Here is a 409-nt window from a genome sequence, read left to right on the forward strand (position 1 = left end):
GTTTGCAGAGAGGCTCAATGCTATCGAGCTACTCTTGGGAATCCATGCAACTATTCTCAAAATGCTTCGGTGGGCTTTCAACCGACGGTCGGAGAGCCCAGTAGATCCCCGCCATGCGTGGATGGAGCGCGACGGAGCGGGCACAAAAAAACGCCGGGCAATGCCCGGCGTTTTCTCCAAGTCACGTGCCAACCAAGGTTGGCACCTGCCAAGGCAGGGCCAACGGTGGCATCGACCGTACAAGCCGCTGTATTCGTGTTCATCTGTGCCGCCAGCCATCCACTGCTCGATGCGATGACCTCCGGTGGCCTCGGCGTCGCACTGGCCTGGCCGTGGAGTGAACAACGCTTCTTCGCACCGTGGCGACCGATCCGGGTTTCACCGTTTGCCCCACAGTTCTTCAGCGCAC

At 59.9% G+C, this 409-nt stretch carries 1 protein-coding gene; it reads left to right on the forward strand.

Annotated features, from left to right (window positions below; all coding sequences use genetic code 11):
• Nucleotides 1-225: 225 nt before the first annotated feature.
• A partial coding sequence (locus EN850_RS33840; protein WP_210238013.1) for a metal-dependent hydrolase occupies nt 226-409 on the forward strand: 184 nt, incomplete at its 3' end.

The organism is Mesorhizobium sp. M8A.F.Ca.ET.207.01.1.1 (assembly GCF_004794715.1).
In the GTDB taxonomy this organism is placed as follows: Bacteria; Pseudomonadota; Alphaproteobacteria; order Rhizobiales; family Rhizobiaceae; genus Mesorhizobium.